General features: G+C 57.8%; 23 protein-coding genes. 8 read left to right on the top strand and 15 right to left on the bottom strand.

The genetic code is table 11. The features are described from left to right. The 7 genes from phnX to ftsY all read right to left on the bottom strand — a co-directional run bounded on the left by phnX (window position 1) and on the right by ftsY (window position 7,043). Window positions 1-831: a phosphonoacetaldehyde hydrolase gene (gene phnX, locus ABD806_RS12840; RefSeq protein WP_344958595.1), complete on the bottom strand. Its 831-nt coding sequence runs from the start codon at window positions 829-831 to the stop codon at window positions 1-3. 320 nt (window positions 832-1,151) lie between these two features. After that, entirely contained in the window at window positions 1,152-2,159 is a 1,008-nt protein-coding gene (glpX, locus tag ABD806_RS12835; protein ID WP_344958592.1) for a class II fructose-bisphosphatase, read from the bottom strand. A gap of 36 nt (window positions 2,160-2,195) precedes the next feature. Further along, the gene (gene can / locus ABD806_RS12830) at window positions 2,196-2,852 is read right to left on the bottom strand and encodes a carbonate dehydratase (protein WP_344958590.1); all 657 of its coding nucleotides are present in this window, start codon (window positions 2,850-2,852) and stop codon (window positions 2,196-2,198) included. Between the two features lie 87 nt (window positions 2,853-2,939). Further along, window positions 2,940-3,797: an RNA polymerase sigma factor RpoH gene (gene rpoH / locus ABD806_RS12825; protein WP_344958892.1), complete on the bottom strand. Its 858-nt coding sequence runs from the start codon at window positions 3,795-3,797 to the stop codon at window positions 2,940-2,942. Window positions 3,798-3,972: 175 nt separating this feature from the next. Next, window positions 3,973-4,926 (bottom strand): permease-like cell division protein FtsX, encoded by a 954-nt coding sequence (gene ftsX / locus ABD806_RS12820; RefSeq protein WP_344958587.1) that lies wholly within the window; start codon window positions 4,924-4,926, stop codon window positions 3,973-3,975. Beyond that, entirely contained in the window at window positions 4,923-5,588 is a 666-nt protein-coding gene (gene ftsE, locus ABD806_RS12815) for a cell division ATP-binding protein FtsE (protein ID WP_344958585.1), read from the bottom strand. Before ftsE ends, ftsX begins: the two co-directional genes overlap by 4 nt. Then, window positions 5,589-7,043 (bottom strand): signal recognition particle-docking protein FtsY, encoded by a 1,455-nt coding sequence (gene ftsY, locus ABD806_RS12810; RefSeq protein ID WP_344958583.1) that lies wholly within the window; start codon window positions 7,041-7,043, stop codon window positions 5,589-5,591. It lies immediately after the preceding gene. A gap of 244 nt (window positions 7,044-7,287) precedes the next feature. Here ftsY and rsmD point away from each other — a divergent pair, with 244 nt between their 5' ends. After that, window positions 7,288-7,884: a 16S rRNA (guanine(966)-N(2))-methyltransferase RsmD gene (gene rsmD, locus ABD806_RS12805; protein ID WP_344958581.1), complete on the top strand. Its 597-nt coding sequence runs from the start codon at window positions 7,288-7,290 to the stop codon at window positions 7,882-7,884. Then, window positions 7,881-8,162 carry a DUF1145 domain-containing protein gene (locus tag ABD806_RS12800; protein WP_344958579.1) on the top strand — a complete coding sequence of 94 codons (282 nt, stop codon included), beginning with the start codon at window positions 7,881-7,883 and terminating at the stop codon, window positions 8,160-8,162. The genes rsmD and ABD806_RS12800 overlap by 4 nt, the downstream gene beginning before the upstream one ends. Window positions 8,163-8,173: 11 nt before the next feature. Here the strand turns inward: ABD806_RS12800 and ABD806_RS12795 are convergent, their stop codons facing one another. Continuing rightward, complete coding sequence (locus tag ABD806_RS12795) at window positions 8,174-8,488, bottom strand: putative signal transducing protein (protein ID WP_344958577.1); 315 nt, start codon at window positions 8,486-8,488, stop codon at window positions 8,174-8,176. A gap of 589 nt (window positions 8,489-9,077) precedes the next feature. Between ABD806_RS12795 and sseA the strand changes: the two genes are divergently transcribed. Further along, a complete protein-coding gene (gene sseA, locus ABD806_RS12790; protein WP_344958575.1) occupies window positions 9,078-9,944 on the top strand; it encodes a 3-mercaptopyruvate sulfurtransferase in 867 nt (288 codons plus the stop codon). Between the two features lie 56 nt (window positions 9,945-10,000). Here sseA and ABD806_RS12785 read toward each other — a convergent pair whose 3' ends face one another. Together ABD806_RS12785 and fabR are read right to left on the bottom strand one after the other, a co-directional pair. Further along, entirely contained in the window at window positions 10,001-10,363 is a 363-nt protein-coding gene (locus ABD806_RS12785; protein ID WP_344958573.1) for a YijD family membrane protein, read from the bottom strand. A gap of 24 nt (window positions 10,364-10,387) precedes the next feature. Beyond that, window positions 10,388-10,999, bottom strand: coding sequence for an HTH-type transcriptional repressor FabR (gene fabR / locus ABD806_RS12780; RefSeq protein ID WP_344958571.1), 612 nt, complete (start codon window positions 10,997-10,999; stop codon window positions 10,388-10,390). Window positions 11,000-11,141: 142 nt separating this feature from the next. On the opposite strand from fabR, the gene ABD806_RS12775 reads away from it, so the two are divergent. After that, a complete protein-coding gene (locus ABD806_RS12775; RefSeq protein WP_344958569.1) occupies window positions 11,142-12,257 on the top strand; it encodes an acyl-CoA desaturase in 1,116 nt (371 codons plus the stop codon). Window positions 12,258-12,761: 504 nt separating this feature from the next. Then, window positions 12,762-13,091, top strand: coding sequence for a DUF1820 family protein (locus tag ABD806_RS12770; RefSeq protein ID WP_344958566.1), 330 nt, complete (start codon window positions 12,762-12,764; stop codon window positions 13,089-13,091). A 31-nt stretch (window positions 13,092-13,122) separates the two neighbouring features. Here ABD806_RS12770 and ABD806_RS12765 read toward each other — a convergent pair whose 3' ends face one another. From ABD806_RS12765 to rpmE, 4 genes are all read right to left on the bottom strand, one after another. Beyond that, window positions 13,123-15,270 carry a S9 family peptidase gene (locus tag ABD806_RS12765; protein ID WP_344958564.1) on the bottom strand — a complete coding sequence of 716 codons (2,148 nt, stop codon included), beginning with the start codon at window positions 15,268-15,270 and terminating at the stop codon, window positions 13,123-13,125. A 239-nt stretch (window positions 15,271-15,509) separates the two neighbouring features. Then, complete coding sequence (locus tag ABD806_RS12760) at window positions 15,510-16,754, bottom strand: malic enzyme-like NAD(P)-binding protein (protein ID WP_344958562.1); 1,245 nt, start codon at window positions 16,752-16,754, stop codon at window positions 15,510-15,512. 119 nt (window positions 16,755-16,873) lie between these two features. Beyond that, window positions 16,874-17,611, bottom strand: a complete 738-nt coding sequence (locus ABD806_RS12755; protein ID WP_344958560.1) for a thermonuclease family protein — start codon at window positions 17,609-17,611, stop codon at window positions 16,874-16,876. A 102-nt stretch (window positions 17,612-17,713) separates the two neighbouring features. After that, window positions 17,714-17,929 (bottom strand): 50S ribosomal protein L31, encoded by a 216-nt coding sequence (gene rpmE, locus ABD806_RS12750; protein ID WP_344958558.1) that lies wholly within the window; start codon window positions 17,927-17,929, stop codon window positions 17,714-17,716. Window positions 17,930-18,068: 139 nt separating this feature from the next. Here rpmE and priA point away from each other — a divergent pair, with 139 nt between their 5' ends. Beyond that, window positions 18,069-20,273: a primosomal protein N' gene (gene priA, locus ABD806_RS12745; protein ID WP_344958556.1), complete on the top strand. Its 2,205-nt coding sequence runs from the start codon at window positions 18,069-18,071 to the stop codon at window positions 20,271-20,273. A gap of 4 nt (window positions 20,274-20,277) precedes the next feature. On the opposite strand, the gene ABD806_RS12740 is transcribed toward priA, so the two are convergent. Further along, window positions 20,278-20,868, bottom strand: a complete 591-nt coding sequence (locus ABD806_RS12740; RefSeq protein WP_344958554.1) for an LON peptidase substrate-binding domain-containing protein — start codon at window positions 20,866-20,868, stop codon at window positions 20,278-20,280. Window positions 20,869-21,036: 168 nt separating this feature from the next. Between ABD806_RS12740 and argS the strand changes: the two genes are divergently transcribed. Beyond that, window positions 21,037-22,791 (top strand): arginine--tRNA ligase, encoded by a 1,755-nt coding sequence (gene argS, locus ABD806_RS12735; protein ID WP_344958552.1) that lies wholly within the window; start codon window positions 21,037-21,039, stop codon window positions 22,789-22,791. A 3-nt stretch (window positions 22,792-22,794) separates the two neighbouring features. Continuing rightward, entirely contained in the window at window positions 22,795-23,364 is a 570-nt protein-coding gene (locus ABD806_RS12730; protein ID WP_344958550.1) for an SPOR domain-containing protein, read from the top strand. The last annotated feature ends 61 nt before the right edge of the window (window positions 23,365-23,425 follow it).

Raw genomic sequence — 23,425 nt, 5'->3', positions numbered from 1 at the left:
TCAGGGATACTCTCCCCCGGCCAAGCGGGCCTCGATATCCTCGATCACCCGGGGTAACTCGGCGATGGTATCGATCACATAATGAGCACCGGCAGCCGTCAGCCGATCGTGGGCCAAACGGCGCCGTCGCGCCTGTTCGGCCGGATCCAGAGCCTGCCAGTCGGTCAGCGACAGCCCCACCTCGTTGCCCGAAACTGCGACGGCCACCGTCCACATGCCGGCATTCAAGCCTTCGGCTATGCCCGGGCCGGTATCATCCACCTTGACGCAGGCCTGTACCGCATTCACTTCAAGGGCGATGGCCGCTTTAAGGCTCATTTCCGGCCAAGGCCGGCCGTGGCTGACATCGGAGGCGGTGATCACCACCTCCGGTTGATAGCCCTGCTCGGAGGCCCTCTCCCTCAGCTCGGCCATCATATCCTCACTGTAACCGGTATTGGCCGCCAGGCGGATGCCCTTGCCGCTAAGGCTATCCACCACCTCCGCCATGCCCGGGATCAGCTCGGCGCAGTCACGGATGCACTCTATCTGGATGCCGATAAAGGCTTGGTATAGCCGATCGATATCCGCCTCGGTCGGCGCTGCACCCTGGCTCCGGATCCAGCCATCACGAATACGCGTCATATCCAGCATCCGGCGGATATGCTCCCGCTTTTCGCTGCCCATGGGCGCCCGGCACTCGGCCAGGGTGACGGCGATGCCCTCCCCCTCAAACAATCGCTGGAAAGCACGCACCGGGGCCAGGGAACCATAATCGACCGTGGTGCCGGCCCAGTCCATGATCACCGCCTGTACCGGCCCTGTGTATCGACGCTGGTAACGATAGCTCATTGCTTTGCCCTCCTGTGGTTTGTTCAGCTTAACGTTAGACCAGCATAGATAACCCGGAATATAAAACGCGACAGCCAGTCATGCCCGGCCGATGGGGACAGGTCAGCGGAAAGATTCAGCGGGATAAGAATAAGAGATGCCGAGGCATACCCTTTACATATTCATAAAACTTTGATGTCGGCGGCAGGTGCCGGAAGGCTCGGCATGCCGACTCGCTGTGAACCCGCCCATGGGTGCGCAAGCGGCGCCATCCCTGGCGCCGATGGGCGGCTTAGCCGCATCCTTCTACCACCTTGAAGGAACTGCAGCAACACGAGGGATTACAGTATGATAGCCTGCAGCACCGGATCCTTGCGCGACAGGATATGGGTCGAGCGGATACGGCGGATAGTGCGCGACTTGCCGCGGATCACCAGGGTCTCGGTGTGGGCATAGCTGCCGTCGCTGGTGATACCCTCCAGCAGATCGCCCTTGGTGATACCGGTGGCCGCGAAGATCACGTTGTCGGTGCGGGCCATATCTTCCAGCCTGAGCACCTTACCTACTTCGATACCCATTTCCTTGCAACGGGCGATCTCCTGCTGGCCCAGTTGCAGGTTTTCCTCGGTCCCCCCCTTGACCTCGTGCCGGGGCAGTAGACGTGCCTGCATATCGCCATCCAGGGCGCGGATCACCGCTGCCGACACCACCCCTTCGGGGGCACCGCCGATACCATAGAGCATGTCCACCTCGCTCTCGGGGATGCAGGCCAGGATGGAAGCCGCCACATCGCCATCGGGAATGGCGAACACCCGCACGCCCAACGCCTGCATGGTCTTGATCGCCTTGTCATGGCGCGGCTTGGCCAGGGTGATCACGGTAAAGCGGGACAACGGCTTGTTCAACGCCTTGGCCACCGCCTTGATATTCTGCTCGAGGGATTTATGCAGATCGATGGCGCCCTTGGCACCGGCACCCACGATCAGCTTCTCCATATACATATCGGGGGCACGCAAGAAGCCGCCCTTTTCGGCCACTGCCATCACCGCCAGAGCGTTGGACTGGCCCATGGCGGTCATCCGGGTACCTTCGATGGGATCCACGGCGATGTCCACTTCCTCACCGCCCAGACCGACCTGTTCGCCGATATAGAGCATGGGCGCCTCGTCAATTTCGCCCTCGCCGATGACGATTTCGCCGCTGATCTCTATCTGGTTCAATACATGGCGCATGGCGGCCACGGCGGCACCATCGGCAATATTCTTGTCGCCCCGACCCAGCCACTTGTAGCCGGCCAGGGCAGCCGCTTCGGTCACCCGGGAAAATTCGATGGCCAATTCACGTCTCATGGAGATGTCCTAATCATTCAAGTTAAGGCTATTCGCCTAGCTGTTTTCACCCAATATGCGCTTGCGGAAGATGCGGTAGACATCGGGTATTTGTTCGAAGCCGTTGACACATACATCCAGGTCGTGCAGCCTGCCATCCTTGATACCGTACACCCAACCGTGCACCGACAGCGGCTGGCCCTGTTTCCAGGCATTCTGCACTATGGTGGTATGGCACAGGTTGGCGACCTGTTCGACCACATTGAGTTCACACATGTAGTCTTCCCGCACCTGTTCGTCTGTTATCGCCTGCAGCGCCTCCTGGTGCTTGTAATAGATGTCCTTGATGTTACGCAGCCAGTTATCGATAAGCCCCAGCTCCTGGTTGTGCATAGCGGCCTTGACCCCACCGCAGCCGTAGTGGCCGCAGATGATGATGTGTTTTACCTTTAATACTTCTACCGCATACTGCACCACGGACAGACAGTTGAAGTCGGTGTGCACTACCAGGTTGGCGACATTACGGTGCACGAACACATCGCCAGGCAAAAGCCCGGTCAGCTGGTTGGCGGGGACTCGGCTGTCGGAGCAGCCGATCCAAAGGTACTCAGGCGCCTGTTGGAGTGACAGCTTTTCAAAAAAGCGGGGATCTTCCGCCTTAATTTGTTCAGCCCACTCCTGATTATTTTTAAACAAATGCTCTAACATTTTCATGGCGATCTCCTGCGGTTACGGAATATGGAAATCGGATGCGGACGGCAAAAAGGCCCCGATGGGGCCTTTTGGTGACGCTCGCCGGGCTCAGGCGTCCATGGCGCTTTTCAGCTTCTTCAACGCCGTCTTTTCCAGCTGGCGGATTCGCTCGGCAGACACGCCATATTCATCGGCCAAGGTCTGCAGCGTGGATTTGTCGTCCTCGTCCAGCCAGCGGGCCTGGATAATCTTCTGACTGCGTTCATCCAGGGTGGCCAACGCGGCCCGCAGTCGACGGTTTGCCGTCTGCTCCCAATTGGCTTCTTCTACCTGATAAGCCACATCCGAGCTTTTATCTTCCAAGTAGTGCACCGGTGAAAAACTGGTGTCCTTGTCATCGTCATCGGATGCCAGATCAAAGGCCTGATCCTGGCCGCTCATGCGGGATTCCATCTCCAGCACCTCTGCCGGGGACACACCCAGATTTTCGGCAACCGTGTTCACTTCCTGCTGGTTGAACCAACCCAGGCGCTTCTTGGACTTACGCAGGTTGAAGAACAACTTGCGCTGCGCCTTGGTGGTGGCCACCTTGACCACCCGCCAGTTGCGCAGCACATATTCATGAATTTCGGCCTTGATCCAATGTACCGCGAAGGAGACCAGGCGTACGCCCACCTTGGGGTCGAAGCGTTTGACCGCCTTCATCAGGCCGATATTGCCTTCCTGGATCAGATCCGCCTGCGGCAGGCCATAACCGGAATAGCTCTTGGCGATATGCACCACGAAGCGCAGATGGGACATGATCAACTGACGCGCCGAGGCCAGATCACCGTCATCCTGCAGCCGTTCGGCCAGGCTCTTTTCTTCCTCGGCCGTCAGCACGGGGATGGTATTGACCGCCTGTATATAAGCCTCCAGGCTCCCCTGGGGCACCAGGGCAAAATGTCGCTGAAAATCTGTCGTCATCAAACTCGTGCTCATTACATGACTCCGTATTGAACAGCTGCGGCAAGGCAGCCTGCAATGACTTTGATTGTCCGGTGCCGCATGCACCCATGCGGAAAATGTATGTATCCTACACTAAATGTCAAGCCGGGTCGCCCCTCTCAGAGCAGTTAGAACCACAACAGGGGCGAGAAGTTCAGCCCGGCTCTATGGCTCTGATATGTCGGCGTACCGCAAAGCCTGATGCCAGCAGGCTCAACAGGGTGCCGGTTAGCAGCAGCAACAGGCTCTCTGACCAATCCAGGCCAAACAGCCGGAAATCACTGTTATAGAGCGCCGCCAGGACGCTGACCTTATGACTCAGCCAAAACACCATCACCAGGGTCAACCACCAGGCCAGCATGCTGCCGATGATGCCATACCAGAGCCCGACATAGAGAAAAGGCCGCTGGATAAAGCCATCGGTGGCGCCGACCAGCTTCATAATTTCAATTTCACGCCGGCTGTTGAGGATATTCAGGCGCAAGGTGTTGCTCACCACCAGCAACACCCCCACCAACAGCAACACGGCCAGGCCCACCACCACCTGGCGCAACAGCTCGACGATGCTCGACAAACGCGCCAGCCAGGCCATATCGAGCCTCGCCTCTGCAACCAGGGGCTGTGCCTGTAGCTGCTGCAACAACGCCTCCGCCGCTTGGGGTTGCCGCCCGGTCGCGGACAGATTCAGGATAAAGACCGCCGGCAGGGGATTGTCGGCCAGCAAGGACAGGGCCTGGGCGAACCCGGCCGCCTCCCTGAACTCATTCAGACCCTGCTCGGGACTGATATAAGTCACCGTTTCCAACTCATCCATTTCAGACAGCCCTTGCTTGAGGCCGGCAAGCTGTTGCTCGGTCACGCCTTGCTGCAGATACAGGCTGATCTGCGCCTTGCTTTGCCAATGCTGGCTGACCGACTCGGCATTTTTCAGCAACACATAAAAACTGGCGGGCAACGCCAGGCTGACCCCCAGTACCGCAATGGTCATCAGCGAGCTTAACGGCGTGCGCCACAGCTCTCCCAGGCTGGAAAACAGCTGGCGCAGATGATCCACCCAGTACATGGCAAGGCGGCGATACCCGCTGTGCTTAGGTCCGGTTTTGCTCATCGGGCTTCCCCTGTCAGCATGCGGCCGGCGTGTAAGGTCAGGGTGCGATAACGGGATGAATCGATCAGCCCCGTATCATGGGTGGCGATCAGCACGCTGACCCCGACCCGGTTAAAGGACTCGAACAAGCGCAGGATTTCCATGGACAGTTCGGTATCCAGGTTGCCGGTCGGTTCATCGGCCAGCAACAGGGAAGGCTTGTTGACGATGGCACGGGCTATGCCCACCCGCTGTTGCTCACCGCCGGACAGCATGGGCGGGAAGTACCTGTCCTTGCCGTGCAGGCCGACCTTGTCCAGCGCCGCCGACACCCGCCGGCGAATATCCTGGTGGCGATAGCCGTCGATCACCAGCGGCAGGGCCACGTTATCGAAGACGCTACGGGTACTAATCAGGTGGTAATCCTGAAAAATCATGCCGATACGCCGGCGGACAAAGGGGATCTGGCTGCGCCGGATCCGGCTTACGTCCTGGTTATTGAAGAACACCCGCCCGTCAGAAGGTCGTTCCATGACGCTGATCAACTTGAGCAGGGTGCTTTTGCCGGCTCCCGAATGGCCGGTCAGGTACGCCATTTCCCCCTTACCCAGGTGAAAGTCCACCTTTTGCAGGGCCTGAAATCCACCGCTGTATACCTTGCTAACCTGCTCAAAGCGAATCATTTAGTCTTCCCGGTTGAACAATGCATCGATAAATTCCCGCGAATCGAAGGGACGCAGATCTTCTATCTTTTCACCCACGCCAATATAGCGGATAGGAATACCGAATTTATCGGCGATGGCAAAGATCACCCCGCCCTTGGCGGTACCGTCGAGCTTACTCAATACTATGCCGGTAATGGGCACCGCATCGTTAAAGATTTTGGCCTGGCTGAGCGCGTTCTGTCCGGTGCCGGCATCCAAAGTGAGCATGATCTCGTGGGGCGCCTGGCCATCGATTTTTTGCATCACCCGCACGATTTTTTTCAGCTCTTCCATCAGGTGAGCTTTGTTCTGCAGGCGACCAGCGGTATCGGCGATCAGCACATCGATCTTACGAGCCTTGGCCGCCTGTACCGCATCGAAAATCACCGAGGCGGCATCGGCTCCCGTATGCTGGGCCACCACAGGGATCTTGTTACGCTCACCCCACACCTGCAGTTGCTCGACGGCCGCGGCCCGGAAGGTATCCCCCGCCGCCAGCATCACCGATTTGCCTTCGGCCTGGAACTGGCGCGCCAGCTTGCCGATAGTGGTGGTCTTGCCTACCCCGTTAACTCCCACCATTAAAATGACATAGGGCTGATGGCCGCCGTCAATTTCCAGTGGCCGATCCACCTTGGCAAGGATCTCGCCCATTTCCTCTTTCAACAGCTCATAGAGGGCTTCGCCGTCCTTCAACTGACGACGGCTGGCCTGGCGGGTCAGGTTGTCGATAATCGACATGGTGGTTTCCACCCCCAGATCGGCGGTGAGCAGCTGGGTCTCCAGCTCTTCAAACAGCTCGTCGTCGATCTTCTTGCCACGGAACAGGCCGAAGAAGCCGGAGCCCAGATTTTGCCGGGTTTTTACCAACCCCTGCCTAAGACGGGCAAAAAATCCCGGCTTTGGTGCCTTGGCCTCGGCCGCCAGCCGCGCCTCTTCCGCCGCCTCGGCTTCGGCCGCCAGCCGCGCCTCTTCCGCCGCCTCGGCCTCGGCCGCCAGCCGCGCCTCTTCCGCCGCCTTGGCCTCGGCCGCCAGCCGCGCCTCTTCCGCCGCCTTGGCCTCTGACGCCAGCCGCGCCTCTTCCGCCGCCTTGGCCTCGGCCGCCAGCCGCGCCTCTTCCGCCGCCTCGGCCTCGGCCGCCAGCCGCGCCTCTTCCGCCGCCTCGGCCTCGGCCGCCAGCCGCGCCTCTTCCGCCGCCTCGGCCTCGGCCGCCAGCCGCGCCTCTTCCGCCGCCCGGGCCTGCGCTTGCTGCTCCAGTAGGGCTTCTTCCACTTCCAACGCCGCCGTAACCTCCACCTCTGACTCCAGGGTTTCGGTCGCCGGTTTTTCTGGCTCAGGTTCGGCTGCCGGTGTTTGTTGCTCTTCAATTACTTCTGGTTGCGGCTCTTTATTTTTGCCAAAGCCCAACCATGAAAAAAAACCTTTCTTCGCCATCCTGTTATTACTCACTAGTCTGGGGGACATCGGACAAGTTATCGCCTGCTGGCAAGGCTCGTCAGCATTGAGCCATGGGCTGTACCAGTACGCTCCGCACCCACCGGATAAAAAGCTTTCCTCGGATTTTCCGCTACGGCCGAGCTCCGGCTGGCCAAGGCCTTGCCCCTTAATTAGAATACTCGCCCCTTAGGGGTGAAAAACCGCCTTATACTAGCACTTTATTGAAAGACGGCGAAACGTGATGGTCAAAGCAAAACAGGTAAAGAAACCGTCTGCGGACATAGGTCAAATCCGCCTGATCGGCGGCCAATGGCGGGGCCGCAAGTTACCGGTCCTCAACAGTGAAGGACTCAGGCCCACCTCGGATCGGGTGAAGGAAACCCTGTTTAACTGGTTGATGTTCGATGTCAGGGGCACAGTCTGCCTGGACTTGTTTGCCGGCAGCGGCAGTCTGGGCTTTGAAGCCCTGTCCAGGGGGGCACAACGCCTGGTAATGGTGGAAAAAGAGGCCAGGGTGGCGCGCCAGCTGGAGCTCAACCTGGCCAGCCTGCCCGGAGCCGAGGGGAAGGTGATCAACAGCGATGCCCAAACCTATCTGGCCGGGCCCCCTGAGCCCTTTGATCTGGTTTTTCTCGATCCTCCGTTTCATCAGGATCTGCTGTCACAGGTGTGTACTCGATTGGAACAAGACGGATGGCTGGCCCCGGAAGCCAGGATTTATATCGAGCGGGAACAGATCTCAAATGAACCTGCCCTGCCCGGTAACTGGCGGCGGCTGAAGGACAAGCGAGCCGGTCAAGTCAGTTATCAGCTTTATCAACGGGAGCAAACTGAATGAAGATATTGAATATATTAATGCGGCTAGTGATGCTGATGTTCTGGGGAGGCATCCTTTATGCGCTTGTCGGCCCGGAACTCGAGGAAGTCGGCTCCCTGCCGCTGATGCTGGGCGCGGTGGTGCTGGTGATGCATCTGCTACAGATGCTGATGCTGAAACAGGCGACCAACGTACTCAACCCCACCATCAAGGATTATCTGGCCGTGCTGGTATTCGGCTCCTTCGCCATGCATCACCATCGGGCCCGGCTCAAGCAGCTGATGGCACAAAAGCATTAACGGGGCACAGCCTACTCGGTGCCGGGCTCATGCCCGCACTGCCAGCAAACCTCAAAGCTGCCGGCATTCTGTTCCCCACAATGCCGGCATTTCCAGGAACGCTCACCGCCTTGCCGGTACCCTGCCAACACCTGCTGCGCCCGCTCCAGATCGGCCGGACGGATCAGCAGGGTCACTTCCACCGCATTGGCCGGCAACTCACCCAAGGCACCTGACAGGGCCTCGCCCCGCAGCTGCACCGCGATGCCCACCACTTCCAATGCTCCCTTGAGGGTATGGGCTTCAAGACTATTGGAGGCCTCATAAACCGGGATCCAGTCGCTCATATATCCCCTTGCCGATGCTGTATATAGAAAAAGGGGGTGACGTCATGTCACCCCCTTTTGGGTCGTCGTATGGCTCAATCCTTAAACCAAATTGCTCCCTGCAGTCCTTGACTTGTACCTTATCCTTAAGGTGATCCTCTTCCCGATCCTTCGGTGCGTCCTGGTCATCCTGACCGCGTGTCATCCTGACTCGCTCGACTATCTCCGTCCTGGGAGGTGTCCCTGACCGCATCCTGCGGTGTTCCTTTCGCCTTCTTGGCAGCCTGTCTTCCTGACCGACTTCCTTGCTCCTTGCCCTTCTAAATATAGAGTAATTTTCGAATCCCTCAAGAAAGTTCCCTTTATAAAAAAATAACCTAACGCTGACTGGAAAAAATAACCAACTGTTTTATGTAACAAAAACCTTTCAGCAGGCTAAAGTAGCCGGCAATAAAAATGTATTTGCTGCAGCCTCTTTGAGATATCTCTTACAAAAAAAGTCGCTGATAACCTCAGCCACCCGACTGACTATGATCAGGAGCCCCGGGGATGTCGTCTATCCCCACTTTGACGTTAATATTAAACCAGTAGCAGACAAGGAGAATTGCCGATGGCCGAACCCGCCTTAACTTCAGCCCTGGTTGATTGCCAGTGGCTGGCTGAACATCTGACTGACCCGGATCTGGTGGTACTGGATGCCAGCTGGCATATGCCCGGAGCCAAGAGAAATGCTGAACAGGAGTGGCTGGCCTGTCGGATTCCGGGGGCCCGCTATTTTGATTTCGATAATCGCATCAAGGATCAACACAGCCACCTGCCCCATATGCTGCCCGACGTCGACTTGTTCTCCCGTGAGGCCTCTCGGCTGGGGCTGGAAAATCATCACCGGATAGTCGTCTACGACAGCCTGGGGATCTTCTCCGCCCCCCGGGCCTGGTGGATGTTCAAGGTCATGGGGCATCAACAGGTGGCTGTGCTCGATGGCGGCCTGCCAGCCTGGAAAAGACAGGGGCATACCACCGAACAGGGGACGGCTCTCCGGGTTCTGCCGGGTCAGTATAAAGCCAGCTGGAGCCCTGGCTGGGTACGAAATGCAACGGCCGTGCTGGATGCCCTGTCGAACCCGGCATGCCGGGTACTGGATGCCAGGAGTCGGGAACGTTTCCATGGTGAAGCCCCCGATCCCAGGCCGGGGGTCAGGGCCGGTCATATGCCCGGCGCCGTTTGTCTGCCATTTACCGAGCTGCTCGAAGATGGTCACCTGTTGCCGCGGGAACGGCTGGTGGCGCAACTGAACTCGGTACTCAAGCCCGAGCAACAGTTGATCTGCAGCTGTGGCTCAGGGGTAACGGCGGCTATTCTGGCGCTAGCCGCCGAGGTGAGCGGACACCGGCAAATTGCCGTTTATGACGGTTCCTGGGCCGAATGGGGCAGCCGGGACGAACTGCCGCTGGCCACAGGGGAAAGTCCGGGCTGAAAAATGCCGGTCGGCTTCGGCCGACCGGCATCAGATAACAAATCGATAGCGGCTTATTACCCCGCTTTAGGGCCCGCTGCTAACCCCAGTTTGACTGCCAACCAGGCCAGTAACCCCAGGGTGATGATGATGGACAGGAAGTTGGTACCCATTTCCGGGAATTGCATCCGTAAAAATGAAGAATACCCAAACACCCCGATCAGAAAGCTCAGCAGGGCACACAAGGGGGTATCGCCTTCCATAGGTACGCTCAAATACTCCTGATAAAGCATATAGGCGGCCAACACCAGCGCAATGGCTGGGAACACCGAGAATGCCATCTGACTGACACTCAGCGTTGCCAGGGTGGCATTACCACACACCCCCACCAGGAATGCCAATAGTATGGGCTTACGACGAATTTGTTTATTTTGTAACATGGACATCCTTCCTCACGTAAGGGCCTAGGGCCGTTTAGTCTTATAATATGCATCTGCGCCCTTGGCAACCATGCGCAGCTGCAGGATCATGCGCTCGGCTAGCGCCGCACGCTCAACATCATTCATATCCAGGGCCTCGGCGCCGGCACTGAACACCAGGGTGACCATGGTCTGGGCCTGCAACAGGGCGTAATCACGCCGGATATGCTGCCTTTCTTCCAGATAATCGGTCAGCTCGGCGGTAAAATGCTGGATCTCTCGGGCTACGGCCTGACGGAAAGCAACCGAGGTGCCGGAGCGCTCGCGCAGTAACAAGCGAAACACATCCGGGCTGCTGTCGATAAACTCCATAAAGGTTTTAACCGAAATCTGGATCACGCTGCCGCCATCGGCAATCCGCTGCCGGGCCTGGCGCATCAGCTGGCGTAGGGTAAGACCCCCTTCATCAACCAGGGTCAACCCCAGCTCTTCCATATCCTTAAAATGGCGGTAAAAGGAGGTGGGCGCAAGGCCGGCCTCCCGGCAGACCTCACGCAGACTCAAGCTGGAAAAACTTCGCTCGGCACTTAACTGCCGGAAGGCAGACTCAATCAGGGAACGCCGGGTTTTTTCTTTTTGTTCGGCTCGAATGCCCACAAGACTCCAGGGTCTAACGCTTTATGGTCGGATCATACCTTTTTGTATGAATGGGGTCAGCCCCGGCTGGTCATTTTATGATTGACCCCACCCAACCGAACCGGGAAAATGGTGTACAGTTGTTCGCTCAATGGATGTTGATATGCGTAAACCCCCCTTGTTATGGACCAATGCCCTCGTCTTTGCCGGTACCGGTCTGGCTGCCCTGGTGCTGGTTCCCTGGTATGGCCTGACCCATGGCTACGACGGCTGGCAATGGCTGGCCCTGTTGCTGCTGTTCAGCTACAGCTGTCTGTCGATCACCGCCGGTTATCACCGCCTGTGGGCGCATAAAGCCTATGAGGCCCATCCGCTGATGCAGTGGGTGTTTGCCCTCGGGGGGGGCCTGTCGCTGCAAAACTCGGCGCTGCGCTGGTGTGCGGATCACCGTCGCCATCATCGTCATGTGGATGATATTGAACAAGATCCCTACTCGGCCAAACGAGGCCTGTGGTTTTCCCATATGGGCTGGATGCTGCGCGACTATCATCCCGAGGACGACAGCAATATCCCGGATCTTAAACGCAACCCCATACTGGCCTTCCAGCATCGGCACTACCTGGCCCTCACCCTGTTGATGAACTTGGGCCTGCCGGTTGCGCTGGGGCTGCTGCACGGCGACCTGTGGGGCATGCTGTTGCTGGCCGGCGTATTGCGCCTGGTACTCGGCCACCATGTGACCTTTTTTATTAACTCCCTGGCCCACTATTGGGGTCGCCAACCCTATACCAATAAAAATACCGCCCGGGACAATGACCTGCTGGCGGTACTGACCTTTGGCGAGGGCTATCATAATTTTCATCACCTGTTCGAATCCGATTACCGCAACGGCATCAGCTGGTGGCATTACGACCCGACCAAATGGCTGATCAAGTCTATGAGCTGGGTGGGCCTGGCTCGCCGTTTACGCACCAGCCCTCAAGAGCGCATCGAGCAGGCCAAGCTGGAAATGCGCCTAGAGCAGGCACGCCAACGGCTGCTGCGCCGTCAGGGGGCCGATACCGAACAATGGCTGGCGCTGCTGCATGGCGAATATGAACGTTTGCTGGCGCAGCTGAAAGCCTATTACCAGGCCCGCAAGACCCTGCTGGACATGAAGAAAAAGGCGGTGGGATGCAAATATGAAGAACTCAGGCTCAGGCTTAACTGTGATGAACTGAGAGCATCCCTGCAGATCCAAAAGCGCAACTGGCTGAAGCTGACCACCCAACTGGCCTGAACCAAGGTTCGTCCCCTGCCCTGCTTCCCCTCCTCACGGGAGGGGAGCCTGCCTTAGGCATACCAATCGGATTAAACAAGTGGTCTATTTCAGTTCCCTTGCAGGCAGGCCAGAGAGCCAGCTTCCTTGGTTCTCCTGAAGCTTCAGTATCTCCTGTTGTGCCCCTTCAGCTCCACTCCGATGCCCTGCGGCCTCGATAACTACGACGCAATAATGATGACTAGATGCTTAACCAGATTGGTATCACTGGGTATTGGCCTGTCATCCAGCCCGGTACCGACGCCCTCATCTCCCCCGTGTACTTGATGACCGCCACTTCCGTCCTTATATATAACCCGTGCCTAAAGGTAGGCCGCGGGCCAGTTGCGGAGTTCTGACAGGCCATAGATCAGGACCATCTGCGCTTTACGCCTACGCCAGGTTCTGAATGTAGCACTCTTTAGGAGCAGATATTGATTATCTGGCTTATCTACCATCCTTCTAATTTAATCTGTAGGACAGCGAATGGCAGCTTCGGAATTACTGTACCGGGTCCAGTTTATCAACGCCGGCAAACATTATGAGATCTATGTACGGGAAGTGACCCAGGGAAGTTTATTCGGGTTTGTCGAACTGGCGGACTTTGTCTGGGATACCCGCACCTCGCTGTTGGTGGACCCGGCCGAGGACAGGTTAAAGAGCGAGTTTGCCGAGGTGAATCGCACCTATATCCCGCTGCACCAGATATTGCGGATCGATGCGGTACAAAAACGAGGCAGTGCCAAGCTGACCGAGCTGAGCGATAAGGTGGCCACCTTTCCCACCCCTATCTACACACCAAAGCCGGGTAATTAACCCGGCTTTGGTTTAGCAAACCAGCGGACTATTAGTTAACCACACCTTCGGCCTTGCTGAAGCCGGCGATGCGGCTGACCTGAACCTCTTCGTCGGCCAGGGCCAGCAGGAAGGCATATTCCCGGGCCAGATCCTGATAGTAGGAGAAACGCCCGGACTTGCCTCCATGGCCCGAGTCCATGTCACAGTGCAGCAGCAACAGGTTGTCGTCGGTTTTCAACTCACGCAGCTTGGCCACCCATTTGGCAGGCTCCCAATACTGTACCTGAGAATCGTGCAGCCCTGTGGTCACCAACATATGGGGATAGGCCTGCGGCTTCACCTGATCGTAAGGGCTGTAGGACTTCATATAACGGTAGGCATCGTCATCGGCCGGATTGCCCCACTCGTCATACTCTCCTGTGGTCAGGGGAATGGATTCATCCAGCATGGTGGTCACCACGTCCACGAAGGGCACGGAGGCAATCACCCCTTTAAACAGCTCCGGCGCCATGTTGGCGACGGCACCGACCAAGAGGCCACCGGCACTGCCACCGGATGCAAACACCCGGCTACGGTCGGCATAACCCTGCGTCACCAAGGCCTGGGTAACATCGATAAAATCGTTAAAGCTGTTCTGCTTGCTCATCAAACGGCCCTGTTCATACCAGTCGCGCCCCAGCTCTTCACCACCGCGCACATGGGCGATGGCATAGACAAAGCCGCGATCGAGCAGGCTCAGGCGGGCACTGCTGAAATCCGGATCCATGCTGGCACCATAGGAGCCGTAGGCGTAAACCAGCAGGGGGTTGTCGCCATTCTGGTTGAACTGGTCGGCGCGATATACCAGGGAAACCGGCACCTTAACACCATCACGGGCGGTCACCCACAGGCGCTCGCTGCGATAGTTATCGGCGTCGAACGACTCTCCAACATACTGCTGCTTGAGCTGCTTGCGCTCCAGGGTATCCATGTTGACTTCATAGGTGGTCACGGGACGGGTCATGGAAGAGTAACCGTAACGCAGCCAGGGGGTCTCATCCTCGGCGTTGGCACCCAGCCAGGTTACATAGGCGGGATCCTCGAAGCGGATCTGGTGCTCGCGGCCATCCTGCCAATTAATCTGACGCAAGTGCACCAGGCCTTCCTGACGCTCTTCCAGCACCAGCCAGTCACGGAACAGGGCAAAGTCTTCCAGCAGCACGTCTTCCCGGGCGGGGATCAGCGTTTGCCACTGCTCTGGTTCGCTCTGCTCGGTCTGATACAGGGCAAAGTTGGCACCTTCCTTATTGGAGCGGACGTAGAACCGATCCCGGTAGTGCTCCAGGGAATATTCATGGTCCCGCTGACGGGGCAGGAATACCTCGGCCGCAGCCTCGGGCTGATCCGCCGGGACCAGGCTCATCTCACTGGAAACGGTACTCCAGGCGCCGATCACGATATAGTCATTGGAACGGCTCTTATAGATGCTGGTATAGAAGCTGGCGTCTTTTTCTTCATACACCAGTACATCCTCGCTTTGAGGCGTGCCCAGGGTATGGCGGTATACCTGGTAGGGCAGCAGGGTCTCTTCATCCTGCTTCACGTAAAACAGCGTCTTGCCGTCATTGGCCCACACCAAGTTGCCAGAGGTGTTTTCCAACACCTCTTCGTACAGTTGGCCGTCGCTCAGCGACTTGAAGCGAATTTCATACTGGCGGCGGGAGACAAAGTCCTCGGCAAAGGCCAGCACCTGGTCATCCGGGCTGACAGCCAGCTGACCCATGCTGTAATAGGCCTTGCCTTCGGCCCTGTCATTACAGTCCAGCAACAGCTGGATCTGCTCGGGTTGATCTTCCGTGTAGCGCTCGATGATGCCGTATTCGCCACCTTCGCGATAGCGGGTCTGATACCAGTAGCCGTCCTTACGATAGGGCACCGAGCTGTCGTCTTTCTTGATGCGGGACAACATCTCCTGATAGAGGCTTTCCTGTAGGGCGGACAGGGGCTGCAGCACCTGATCGCTGTAGCTGTTTTCCGCTTCCAGGTGGGAAAGCACCTCTTTGGCCTCCCGTTGATCATCCCGTAACCAATAATAGTTATCGACCCGGGTATCGCCATGATGAGTCAGGCTGTGGGGGATTTTCTTGGCCACAGGTGGTTTTAGTTCCAAATCGGATCCCTTTGCATACAGCTTGGTAGAAGCCATGCATACTAACATTAAGCCAAGTTTCACCCTATTACGCACAGCAGACTCCTTCGGAAGATGCATAAAAACGCCCAAATTCTAACCAATAAACCCCTTTTATCCAAAGGGTTTTTTAGTGAAAATGATCATATTTGTAACAAAAAGTCCGTATGGAGCCGATATCTGCGCCGAACTGGTTCCGTATGGAAATAAATCATGGAAATAAAAAAGGAGCCTTCCGGCTCCTTTTTAGTGCGGATGATATGCCGTGCTTAGTCCAGCATATAGTTTTCGGGCAATTCGATGCCGGCCACACCTGACTCCACCGCAGCCACGGCGACGGCACGGGCCACACGAGGCAGCAGACGGGGATCCATCGGCTTGGGGATAATATAGTCCTTGCCGAACTCCAAGGTTTCGATACCGGCGGCGCTCAATACCTGCTGGGGTACCGGCTCCTTGGCCAGGCTACGGATTGCTTCAACTGCTGCTACCTTCATCTCATCATTGATGCGTGAAGCCCGTACATCCAGGGCGCCACGGAAGATGAAGGGGAAACAAAGCACGTTGTTCACCTGGTTGGGATAGTCGGAACGACCGGTCGCCATGATCAGATCCTGGCGCACGGAATGAGCCAGTTCCGGCTTGATCTCGGGGTCCGGGTTGGAACAGGCGAAGATCACCGGGTTTTCCGCCATCATGGCCACCGCCTCTGCCGGCAGTACATCCGGACCGGAAACGCCCACAAACACATCGGCGTCGGTGATCACGTCTTCCAGGGTGCGCTTGTCGGTGTTATTGGCGAACAGCTCTTTGTATTCGTTCAGATCGTCACGGCGGGTATGGATAACACCTTTACGGTCCAGCATATAGATATTTTCCCGCTGGGCACCGCATTTGATCAGCAATTCCATACAGGCTACGGCGGCGGCGCCGGCACCCATACAGACGATGCGGGAATCGGCGATGTTCTTGCCCTGTACTTCCAGCGCATTCAGCATACCGGCAGCGGTAACAATGGCAGTACCGTGCTGATCATCGTGGAATACCGGCACATTGCAACGCTCGATAAGGGCCTTTTCAATTTCAAAGCACTCGGGTGCCTTGATGTCTTCCAGGTTGATACCGCCGAAGGTATCGGCAATGGCGGCCACGGTCTGGATAAACTCGTCGGTGGTCCTGTGTTTGACTTCGATGTCGATGGAATCCAGGTTGGCAAAGCGTTTGAACAACAGTGCCTTGCCTTCCATGACCGGCTTGGAGGCCAAGGGACCCAGATTACCCAGGCCCAGGATGGCGGTACCGTTGCTGATCACCGCGACCAGGTTGCCCTTGGCGGTATATTTATAGGCATTTTCCGGATTGGCGGCGATTTCGCGTACCGGCTCGGCCACACCCGGGCTATAGGCCAAGGCCAGATCCTTGGCAGTTTCAGCGGGCTTGCTGATTTCTACAGATATCTTACCTGCTTTCGGATATGCATGATAATCCAATGCTTTTTGACGAAAATCGGTCATTTTCTCGAGTACCCTGATGCGATTGTTGACATTATTACTTCTTTGGTGACACAAATTTAACACATTTTTTGTACAATGCGATAGTGATCTACCGATTTACACTTGCCCTACCCGGAAATTTAGTTTTCCTCGCTGTATTGCCAGGGGCTGTTCAGCCATAGTCGCCATTCGCCCTTGTCTCTGTAGACCCGTCCCCTGACAAACAACAGGGTACCGGGCCTGAGCCGGGCCAGCCGTTGCCGCAGTTCGGGAGCGGCACGACTTCCCGCCCGCAGCCAGAGCTTGTTTTCCAATAGCACCCGTGCCTGGTTGCTTTCGGAACTGACCGCCGTCACTCGACCCCGCAACATCTGCCATCCGGCCTGACTGGGCACCATCGGCAATGGCTGCGACCAGATACCCAGCTTCGCCCGTCTGGCCTTGGATTCGGCGGCAAACAGGCAGGGCCATAATTCATGGTTCGGTGGTATTACCAGCAAGGAACCCAACCCCTGGAGCAGCATCTGTTCTGTCAGGGGAATACCGGAGGCCGCCAGTGGATGTGCCAACCAGCGGCCATAATCATCACGTCTTTTAACACCAAAAACCAGTTTCAATTGAGACTCTTTTTTGAAATTATTGCGCAACCAGTCCCGGGCATGCGCGGCTCCCGGTTCTGCCCGGGTACGGCCATGCCGGTTCAGCTCAGGAGTGTCTATACCTATCAGGCGGATGGTTCGACCGTCTTGCAGCCTTAAGGTATCGCCATCGACCACTCGCTCGATTCGCACGATTTCATCGGCAGTCAGGCGCGGACAGGTGGCGTAGACCCATAAAGGACACAGCAGCAATAACCAAAATAAGGAGGAGGCCGGCATCCTGCCTCTCATCAGGAAGAGCGGGATCTAAAGATGGACAAGGCTGGGGAAAAGGGCAATAAAAAAGGCGCCGCAGCGCCTTTTTTAACAAGAAATCGTCACTTATTTCTTGGAGGACAGGGCACCGAAACGCTTGTTGAAGCGATCTACGCGGCCACCGGTGTCGGCAATCTTCTGTTTGCCGGTATAGAAAGGATGGCAAGCGGAACATACGTCCAGGTTCAGATCGTGACCCACGGTGGAGCGGATCTTCATTTCGTTACCACAGGAACATTTGGCAACGATTTCTTTGTATTCGGGATGGATACCTTGTTTCATGGACAACCTCTGTCATTAGGCCGTGTCGCTATCTGATCCTATGCCAGACACCACACGCAGTGATACATGTTTTGTGAAGGCTGCGAATATTATAGGATCACGCTTTTCTGGGCAAGGGAAAACGGGGAGAAAATCACCAATGTCGGCACCGGCCACCTCGGGGTTAATACGGGTTGTTTTGCCCATACCACTCAGGCAGGAGTTCGATTACCTGAGTGAACTCCCCCTACCCGCCATCGGTTGCCGGGTTATGGTCTCCTTTGGCAACAGTTCCCAGGTCGCCCTGGTCGTGGGACATCCGGAGCAAGCCTCGGTCGCCGTTCACAAGCTGAAGCCCATACAGACGGTGCTCGACCCCCGCCCCGTGTTAACGGCACAGGACATGGGCTTACTGGACTGGGCGGTGCAATATTACCTGCATGCCGCCGGCGAGGTATATTTTCAAGCCCTGCCCACCCTGCTGCGCAAAGGAGAGGCCGCCGACTACAAAACCATCAGCTATTGGCACAACTGCGCTCCCGGGGCCAGCGGCCAGGCCCTGTCTCCCCAGGCCCATAAGCAGCGCCAGGCCCTGGAGCTGCTTGCCCAGAGCCCGCTGACACCCGGTGAACTGGAAGTCCGGGGCATTACCGCCGGGGTGTTAAAAGGCCTGGCCGACAAGGGGCTGGCCGAAAAGCGGGAACAGCTGCCCGCTCCTGCCGACTGGCGCCGAGACTATGCGGTGAACGAGGATGACAAACCCAGGCTCAACACCGAACAGGCACTGGCAGTCAGTTGCATCCATCAGGCCTCGGGGTTCAGCCCCTTCTTGCTGGAAGGCGTTACCGGCTCAGGCAAGACCGAGGTCTATCTGCAGGCGATGGAGCCTGTGCTGCGACAGGGTCGACAGGTGCTGGTGCTGGTGCCCGAAATCGGGCTGACACCACAGACGATAGCCAGGTTTCAACACCGTTTTAAGGTACCGATCGTCACCCTGCATTCCGGGCTGTCGGAACGGGAGCGGCTGGACGCCTGGCTCGCCTGCCGTGATGGCTCGGCGGCGGTGGTCATCGGCACCCGCTCCGCCCTGCTGACGCCTTTTGCCGAACTGGGACTGATCCTGATCGATGAAGAGCATGATGCCTCCTTCAAGCAACAGGACGGCTTCAGGTACCATGCCCGGGATCTGGCCATGTTGCGGGCCCGCCGGCTGGCCATCCCCATAGTGCTGGGCTCGGCCACCCCGGCGTTTGAAAGCCTGCACAATGCTCACAGCGGCAAGTACCGCCACCTGCTCCTGCGCCAGCGGCCGGGAGCGGCCACCATCGCCCAACACCTGCTGCTGGACAGCAAGCATGTACAGCTGCACGCCGGACTGTCTCCCCAGCTGATCCAGCTGATGGAAGGGGAACTGAGCCAGGGAAATCAGGTGATGCTGTTCCTCAACCGCCGCGGCTATGCTCCCGCCCTGCTCTGCCATGACTGCGGCTGGCTGGCCGATTGCGAGCGCTGCGACGCCCATTACACCTGGCACCGGGGCAAGGCCAGATTGCATTGCCATCATTGCGATCACCAGCGCCCGGTACCCCGCCAATGCCCCCGCTGTGGCGGCCGGCAGCTGCTGGGTACCGGCCTGGGCACCGAACAGGTCGAGCTGGCCCTGGCCGCCCTGTTCCCTCAATACAACACTGTTAGGATCGATCGGGATAATACCCGCCGCAAGGGAAGTTTTCAGCAGCATTTGGCCGGCATCCGCGAGGGCAGGTATCAAATACTGTTGGGTACCCAGATGCTGGCCAAGGGCCACCACTTTCCCGATGTTACCCTGGTGGCGCTGCTCGATGTCGACGCGGCCTTGTTTGCCAGCGACTTCAGGGCAACCGAACGCTTTGCCCAGCTTTATATCCAGGTAGCCGGCCGGGCCGGGCGAGCCAGCAAACCGGGACGGGTAGTGCTGCAAAGCCATCATCCGGATCATGCGCTGCTGCAGGATCTGGCCAATCAGGGCTATGATCATTTTGCCCGCACCGCCCTAAAGGAACGGCAACAGGCCGGGCTACCCCCCTTCAGTTACCAGGCCTTGTTCCGGGTCCAGGCCCCCCAATCCGAACCCTGTCAGTATTTTTTGCAGGCGCTGGTGGAACAACTCAAGCCCTTGCTGCCCGCCGAGCTGCTCTGCGCAGGCCCCTTCAGCGCCCAGATGGAGAAAAAAGCGGGGCAATTCCGGCATCAACTGCTGCTGCAGGCCGACAACCGGCGCCAACTGGCCATCGCCGCACGCCAAGCGCTGGCCCTGATCGACACCATTCCCCAGGCGCGCAAGGTACGCTGGTCGCTGGATATAGATCCGACCGAGCTGTGGTAACACCCTAATGACGCAGGCCGGGTACCGAGTCGGGTTTGACCATGGTCATCAAGAACGCCAGGGCCCGCCGGCAGTTGTCCTCGGCCATCAGCAACTGGGTCTGGTGTCCGCCCAAGGGCAGCACTTCCAGCCAACGCTGGGTGACCCAGGCGGCGTCCGTCCATCTGGGTGAGGGGTGCAATTCGGCCAGCTCAGGATATTCGTCAAACACTTCCTGCAGCTTGTCGGACAAGACCCGCTCGAATGAGGAAAGGGTACAGGACTGCCAGTTGTCCAGCAGCGAGACTTCCGCCTGCAGCAGGCCGTCGGCATCCTGACTCAGGGAGCGGATCAGGAAGCGCTCCGTCCCCTCTACCGTAATCCCCAGCAAGCCATCGCTCAGGCTGTAAAAATCGACAATCTGCACCCGGGTACCCAGCATAAACAGGCTGTGAGTGCGCTTTTTCGGCTCATCGTCGAGCATACCGATGCCGAAGCCGTTTCCCGTGCTCGCCGCTTCGCTGACCATCCTGATATACCTGGATTCAAAAATACGCAAAGGCAATTTACCACCGGGCATAAGGTGGAGGGTCAGCGGTAGAATCGCCAGTTTCATGGCCCTGTCCTCCCCTGCAATTAACAGCTATAAAGACCCCTTTTCGTGTCGATTGCTTTCAATCCGCCTCTCCCCGGGCGCAAACGGTAGTTTTCTCGACGCGATATGAGTAGAATTTATCCCCCCTGGGTACCTATCCGACCTTGTCTTAATTTTGGTGAACTGACGATGAAAGAACATATTCAAGCGCTGCTTGAGCAGACGGTCTCTATCCTGAAACAAGAAGGCATATTGCCCGCCGAGCTGGAGCCGCGTATTCAAGTAGACAGAACCAAAGACAAGGCCCACGGGGATCTGGCCACCAACCTGGCCCTGTTGCTGGCCAAGCCGGCGGGACAAAATCCCCGTGCCCTGGCTCAGTTAATTGTAGACAAGCTGCCCGCCTCGCCCCTGGTAGCCAAGACTGAGCTGGCCGGACCCGGCTTTATCAACTTCTTTCTCGACAACGACTGGCTGGCCAATCAGATTGCCTTGATGGCACAGGATCCGCGCGCTCATGTGCCGGTCGCCGAACACCAGCAAACCGTGGTGGTCGACTACTCGGCGCCCAACGTCGCCAAGGAAATGCATGTCGGCCACCTGCGCTCCACCATCATCGGCGATGCGGTGGTACGCACCCTGGAGTTCCTGGGGCACAAGGTGATCCGCGCCAATCATATCGGTGACTGGGGTACCCAGTTCGGCATGCTGATCGCCCACCTGGAAGAACTGGAAAAACAGAATCCGGAGGTATTGTCCTCCGGCTTGGCCGATCTGGAACAGTTCTACCGCGAGTCCAAACAGCAGTACGATGCGGATCCCGAGTTCGCCGAGCGGGCCCGGGGCTACGTGGTCCGGCTGCAGGGCGGCGACAGCTACTGCCTGGGCATGTGGCAGAAGCTGGTCGACGTCACCCTTAAGCACAACCAGGCCGTCTACGACCGTCTCAATGTCTCCCTGACCCCAGCCGATGTGATGGGCGAAAGCACCTACAACCCAATGCTGGCCGAGATTGCCGAGGATCTGCAGGCCAAGGGCCTGGCGGTGGAAGATCAGGGCGCCCTGGTGGTCTACCTGGACGAATACAAGAATAAGGACGGTGATCCCATGGGGGTTATCGTGCGCAAGAAGGACGGCGGTTTCCTCTATACCACCACCGACATCGCCTGTGCCAAATACCGTTATCAGCGGCTCGGTGCCGATCGGGTGCTCTATTTTATCGACTCCCGTCAGCACCAGCATCTGATGCAAGCCTGGAGCATAGTGCGGCAGGCCGGCTATGTGCCCGAGCAGGTCAGCCTGGAGCACCATGCCTTCGGCATGATGCTGGGCAAGGACGGCCGTCCCTTCAAGACCCGTTCCGGCGGCACCGTCAAGCTGGTCGAACTGCTCGATGAGGCCGAACAGAGGGCAGCCCAGCTGCTGGAACAGAAACAGACGGAGCTGACCCCGGAAGAAAAGGCCCAGGTGGTCAACCGGGTGGCCATGGGCTCGGTCAAGTATGCGGATCTGTCCAAGAACCGCACCACCGATTACATCTTCGACTGGGACAACATGCTGTCCTTCGAGGGTAATACCGCCCCTTATCTGCAATATGCCTATACCCGAATCAGGTCCATCTTCCGCAAGGCCGGGGTGGATGCCGAACAGCTGAACGGCCAGGTACAGATAGGCGCCCCCGCCGAAGAGGCGCTGGCGCAAAAGCTGGTGCAGTTCAACGATACCGTCAAGAGCGTCGCCGACAAGGGCATGCCTCACCTGCTGTGCCTGTATCTGTTTGAGCTGTCCGGCGCCTTTATGAGTTTCTATGAAGCCTGTCCGATCAATAAGGACGGTGTCGGTGAGCAGGAACGCGCCAGCCGCCTGCTGCTCTGTGCCGCCAGCGCCAAGGTGCTGGAACGGGGCCTGACGCTGCTAGGCATAGAGACCATGGAGCGCATGTAAGCCATGGCCAAGGATTACGTCCGGCGCAGCAACAGGCCCAGGCCCAAACGCAACTCCCGTACCACCGGCGGGAGCAAGCGCAAGGCCGCCTCCCAGGGGCTCAATATTCCCTGGCTGGCCGTAATCCTGGCGGTGCTGCTGGCCGCCGGCCTCGGCTACCTGATTTATCTGGTCAAGGGCTCAGCCGAACGCAAGCCCGCCGACATCAACCAGACCCAGGCCGCCCCCGCCGCCATCGATCCATTGGAGCAGAAGCCGGTGGAAAAATGGCGCTATATCGAGCAGCTGGAAAACAAAGAAATACAGGTTGATGTACCTGTGGCCGAAGAGAACAGCCAGCCTTACCTGATGCAGTGCGGCTCCTTCCGCTCACAGAGCCAGGCCGAGCAACTCAAGGCCCGTATCGCCTTCCAGGGCATGGAGTCGCAGGTGCGTCGTTCCGACGGCAGCAACGGTATCTGGTATCGGGTTATCCTCGGACCCTATCAAAGCAAGCGGCAGGCGGAAAAAGACAAGCACCAGTTGCTGCGGGCCAACGTCAATCACTGTGCAATCTGGTTCTGGGAGGGTTGATCTCTCCCCCCTTCGTCCCCATTTCTGTGAGCATGACATTTCTGCCAGTCTGGCTGGCTAC

This window comes from Zobellella aerophila (assembly GCF_039539325.1).
Lineage (GTDB): Bacteria > Pseudomonadota > Gammaproteobacteria > Enterobacterales > Aeromonadaceae > Oceanimonas > Oceanimonas aerophila.
Note: the sequence above shows the minus strand (reverse complement) of the source record. Positions and strands in the feature narration are given on the sequence as shown.

Bases quoted from the DNA above. Each gene is read 5' to 3' on its own strand.
- phnX (WP_344958595.1), bottom strand. From the start codon at position 831: ATGAGCTATCGTTACCAGCGTCGATACACAGGGCCGGTACAGGCGGTG.
- glpX (WP_344958592.1), bottom strand. From the start codon at position 2,159: ATGAGACGTGAATTGGCCATCGAATTTTCCCGGGTGACCGAAGCGGCT.
- can (WP_344958590.1), bottom strand. From the start codon at position 2,852: ATGAAAATGTTAGAGCATTTGTTTAAAAATAATCAGGAGTGGGCTGAA.
- rpoH (WP_344958892.1), bottom strand. From the start codon at position 3,797: ATGACGACAGATTTTCAGCGACATTTTGCCCTGGTGCCCCAGGGGAGC.
- ftsX (WP_344958587.1), bottom strand. From the start codon at position 4,926: ATGAGCAAAACCGGACCTAAGCACAGCGGGTATCGCCGCCTTGCCATG.
- ftsE (WP_344958585.1), bottom strand. From the start codon at position 5,588: ATGATTCGCTTTGAGCAGGTTAGCAAGGTATACAGCGGTGGATTTCAG.
- ftsY (WP_344958583.1), bottom strand. From the start codon at position 7,043: ATGGCGAAGAAAGGTTTTTTTTCATGGTTGGGCTTTGGCAAAAATAAA.
- rsmD (WP_344958581.1), top strand. From the start codon at position 7,288: ATGGTCAAAGCAAAACAGGTAAAGAAACCGTCTGCGGACATAGGTCAA.
- ABD806_RS12800 (WP_344958579.1), top strand. From the start codon at position 7,881: ATGAAGATATTGAATATATTAATGCGGCTAGTGATGCTGATGTTCTGG.
- ABD806_RS12795 (WP_344958577.1), bottom strand. From the start codon at position 8,488: ATGAGCGACTGGATCCCGGTTTATGAGGCCTCCAATAGTCTTGAAGCC.
- sseA (WP_344958575.1), top strand. From the start codon at position 9,078: ATGGCCGAACCCGCCTTAACTTCAGCCCTGGTTGATTGCCAGTGGCTG.
- ABD806_RS12785 (WP_344958573.1), bottom strand. From the start codon at position 10,363: ATGTTACAAAATAAACAAATTCGTCGTAAGCCCATACTATTGGCATTC.
- ABD806_RS12775 (WP_344958569.1), top strand. From the start codon at position 11,142: ATGCGTAAACCCCCCTTGTTATGGACCAATGCCCTCGTCTTTGCCGGT.
- ABD806_RS12770 (WP_344958566.1), top strand. From the start codon at position 12,762: ATGGCAGCTTCGGAATTACTGTACCGGGTCCAGTTTATCAACGCCGGC.
- ABD806_RS12765 (WP_344958564.1), bottom strand. From the start codon at position 15,270: ATGTTAGTATGCATGGCTTCTACCAAGCTGTATGCAAAGGGATCCGAT.
- ABD806_RS12760 (WP_344958562.1), bottom strand. From the start codon at position 16,754: ATGACCGATTTTCGTCAAAAAGCATTGGATTATCATGCATATCCGAAA.
- ABD806_RS12755 (WP_344958560.1), bottom strand. From the start codon at position 17,611: ATGCCGGCCTCCTCCTTATTTTGGTTATTGCTGCTGTGTCCTTTATGG.
- rpmE (WP_344958558.1), bottom strand. From the start codon at position 17,929: ATGAAACAAGGTATCCATCCCGAATACAAAGAAATCGTTGCCAAATGT.
- priA (WP_344958556.1), top strand. From the start codon at position 18,069: ATGTCGGCACCGGCCACCTCGGGGTTAATACGGGTTGTTTTGCCCATA.
- ABD806_RS12740 (WP_344958554.1), bottom strand. From the start codon at position 20,868: ATGAAACTGGCGATTCTACCGCTGACCCTCCACCTTATGCCCGGTGGT.
- argS (WP_344958552.1), top strand. From the start codon at position 21,037: ATGAAAGAACATATTCAAGCGCTGCTTGAGCAGACGGTCTCTATCCTG.
- ABD806_RS12730 (WP_344958550.1), top strand. From the start codon at position 22,795: ATGGCCAAGGATTACGTCCGGCGCAGCAACAGGCCCAGGCCCAAACGC.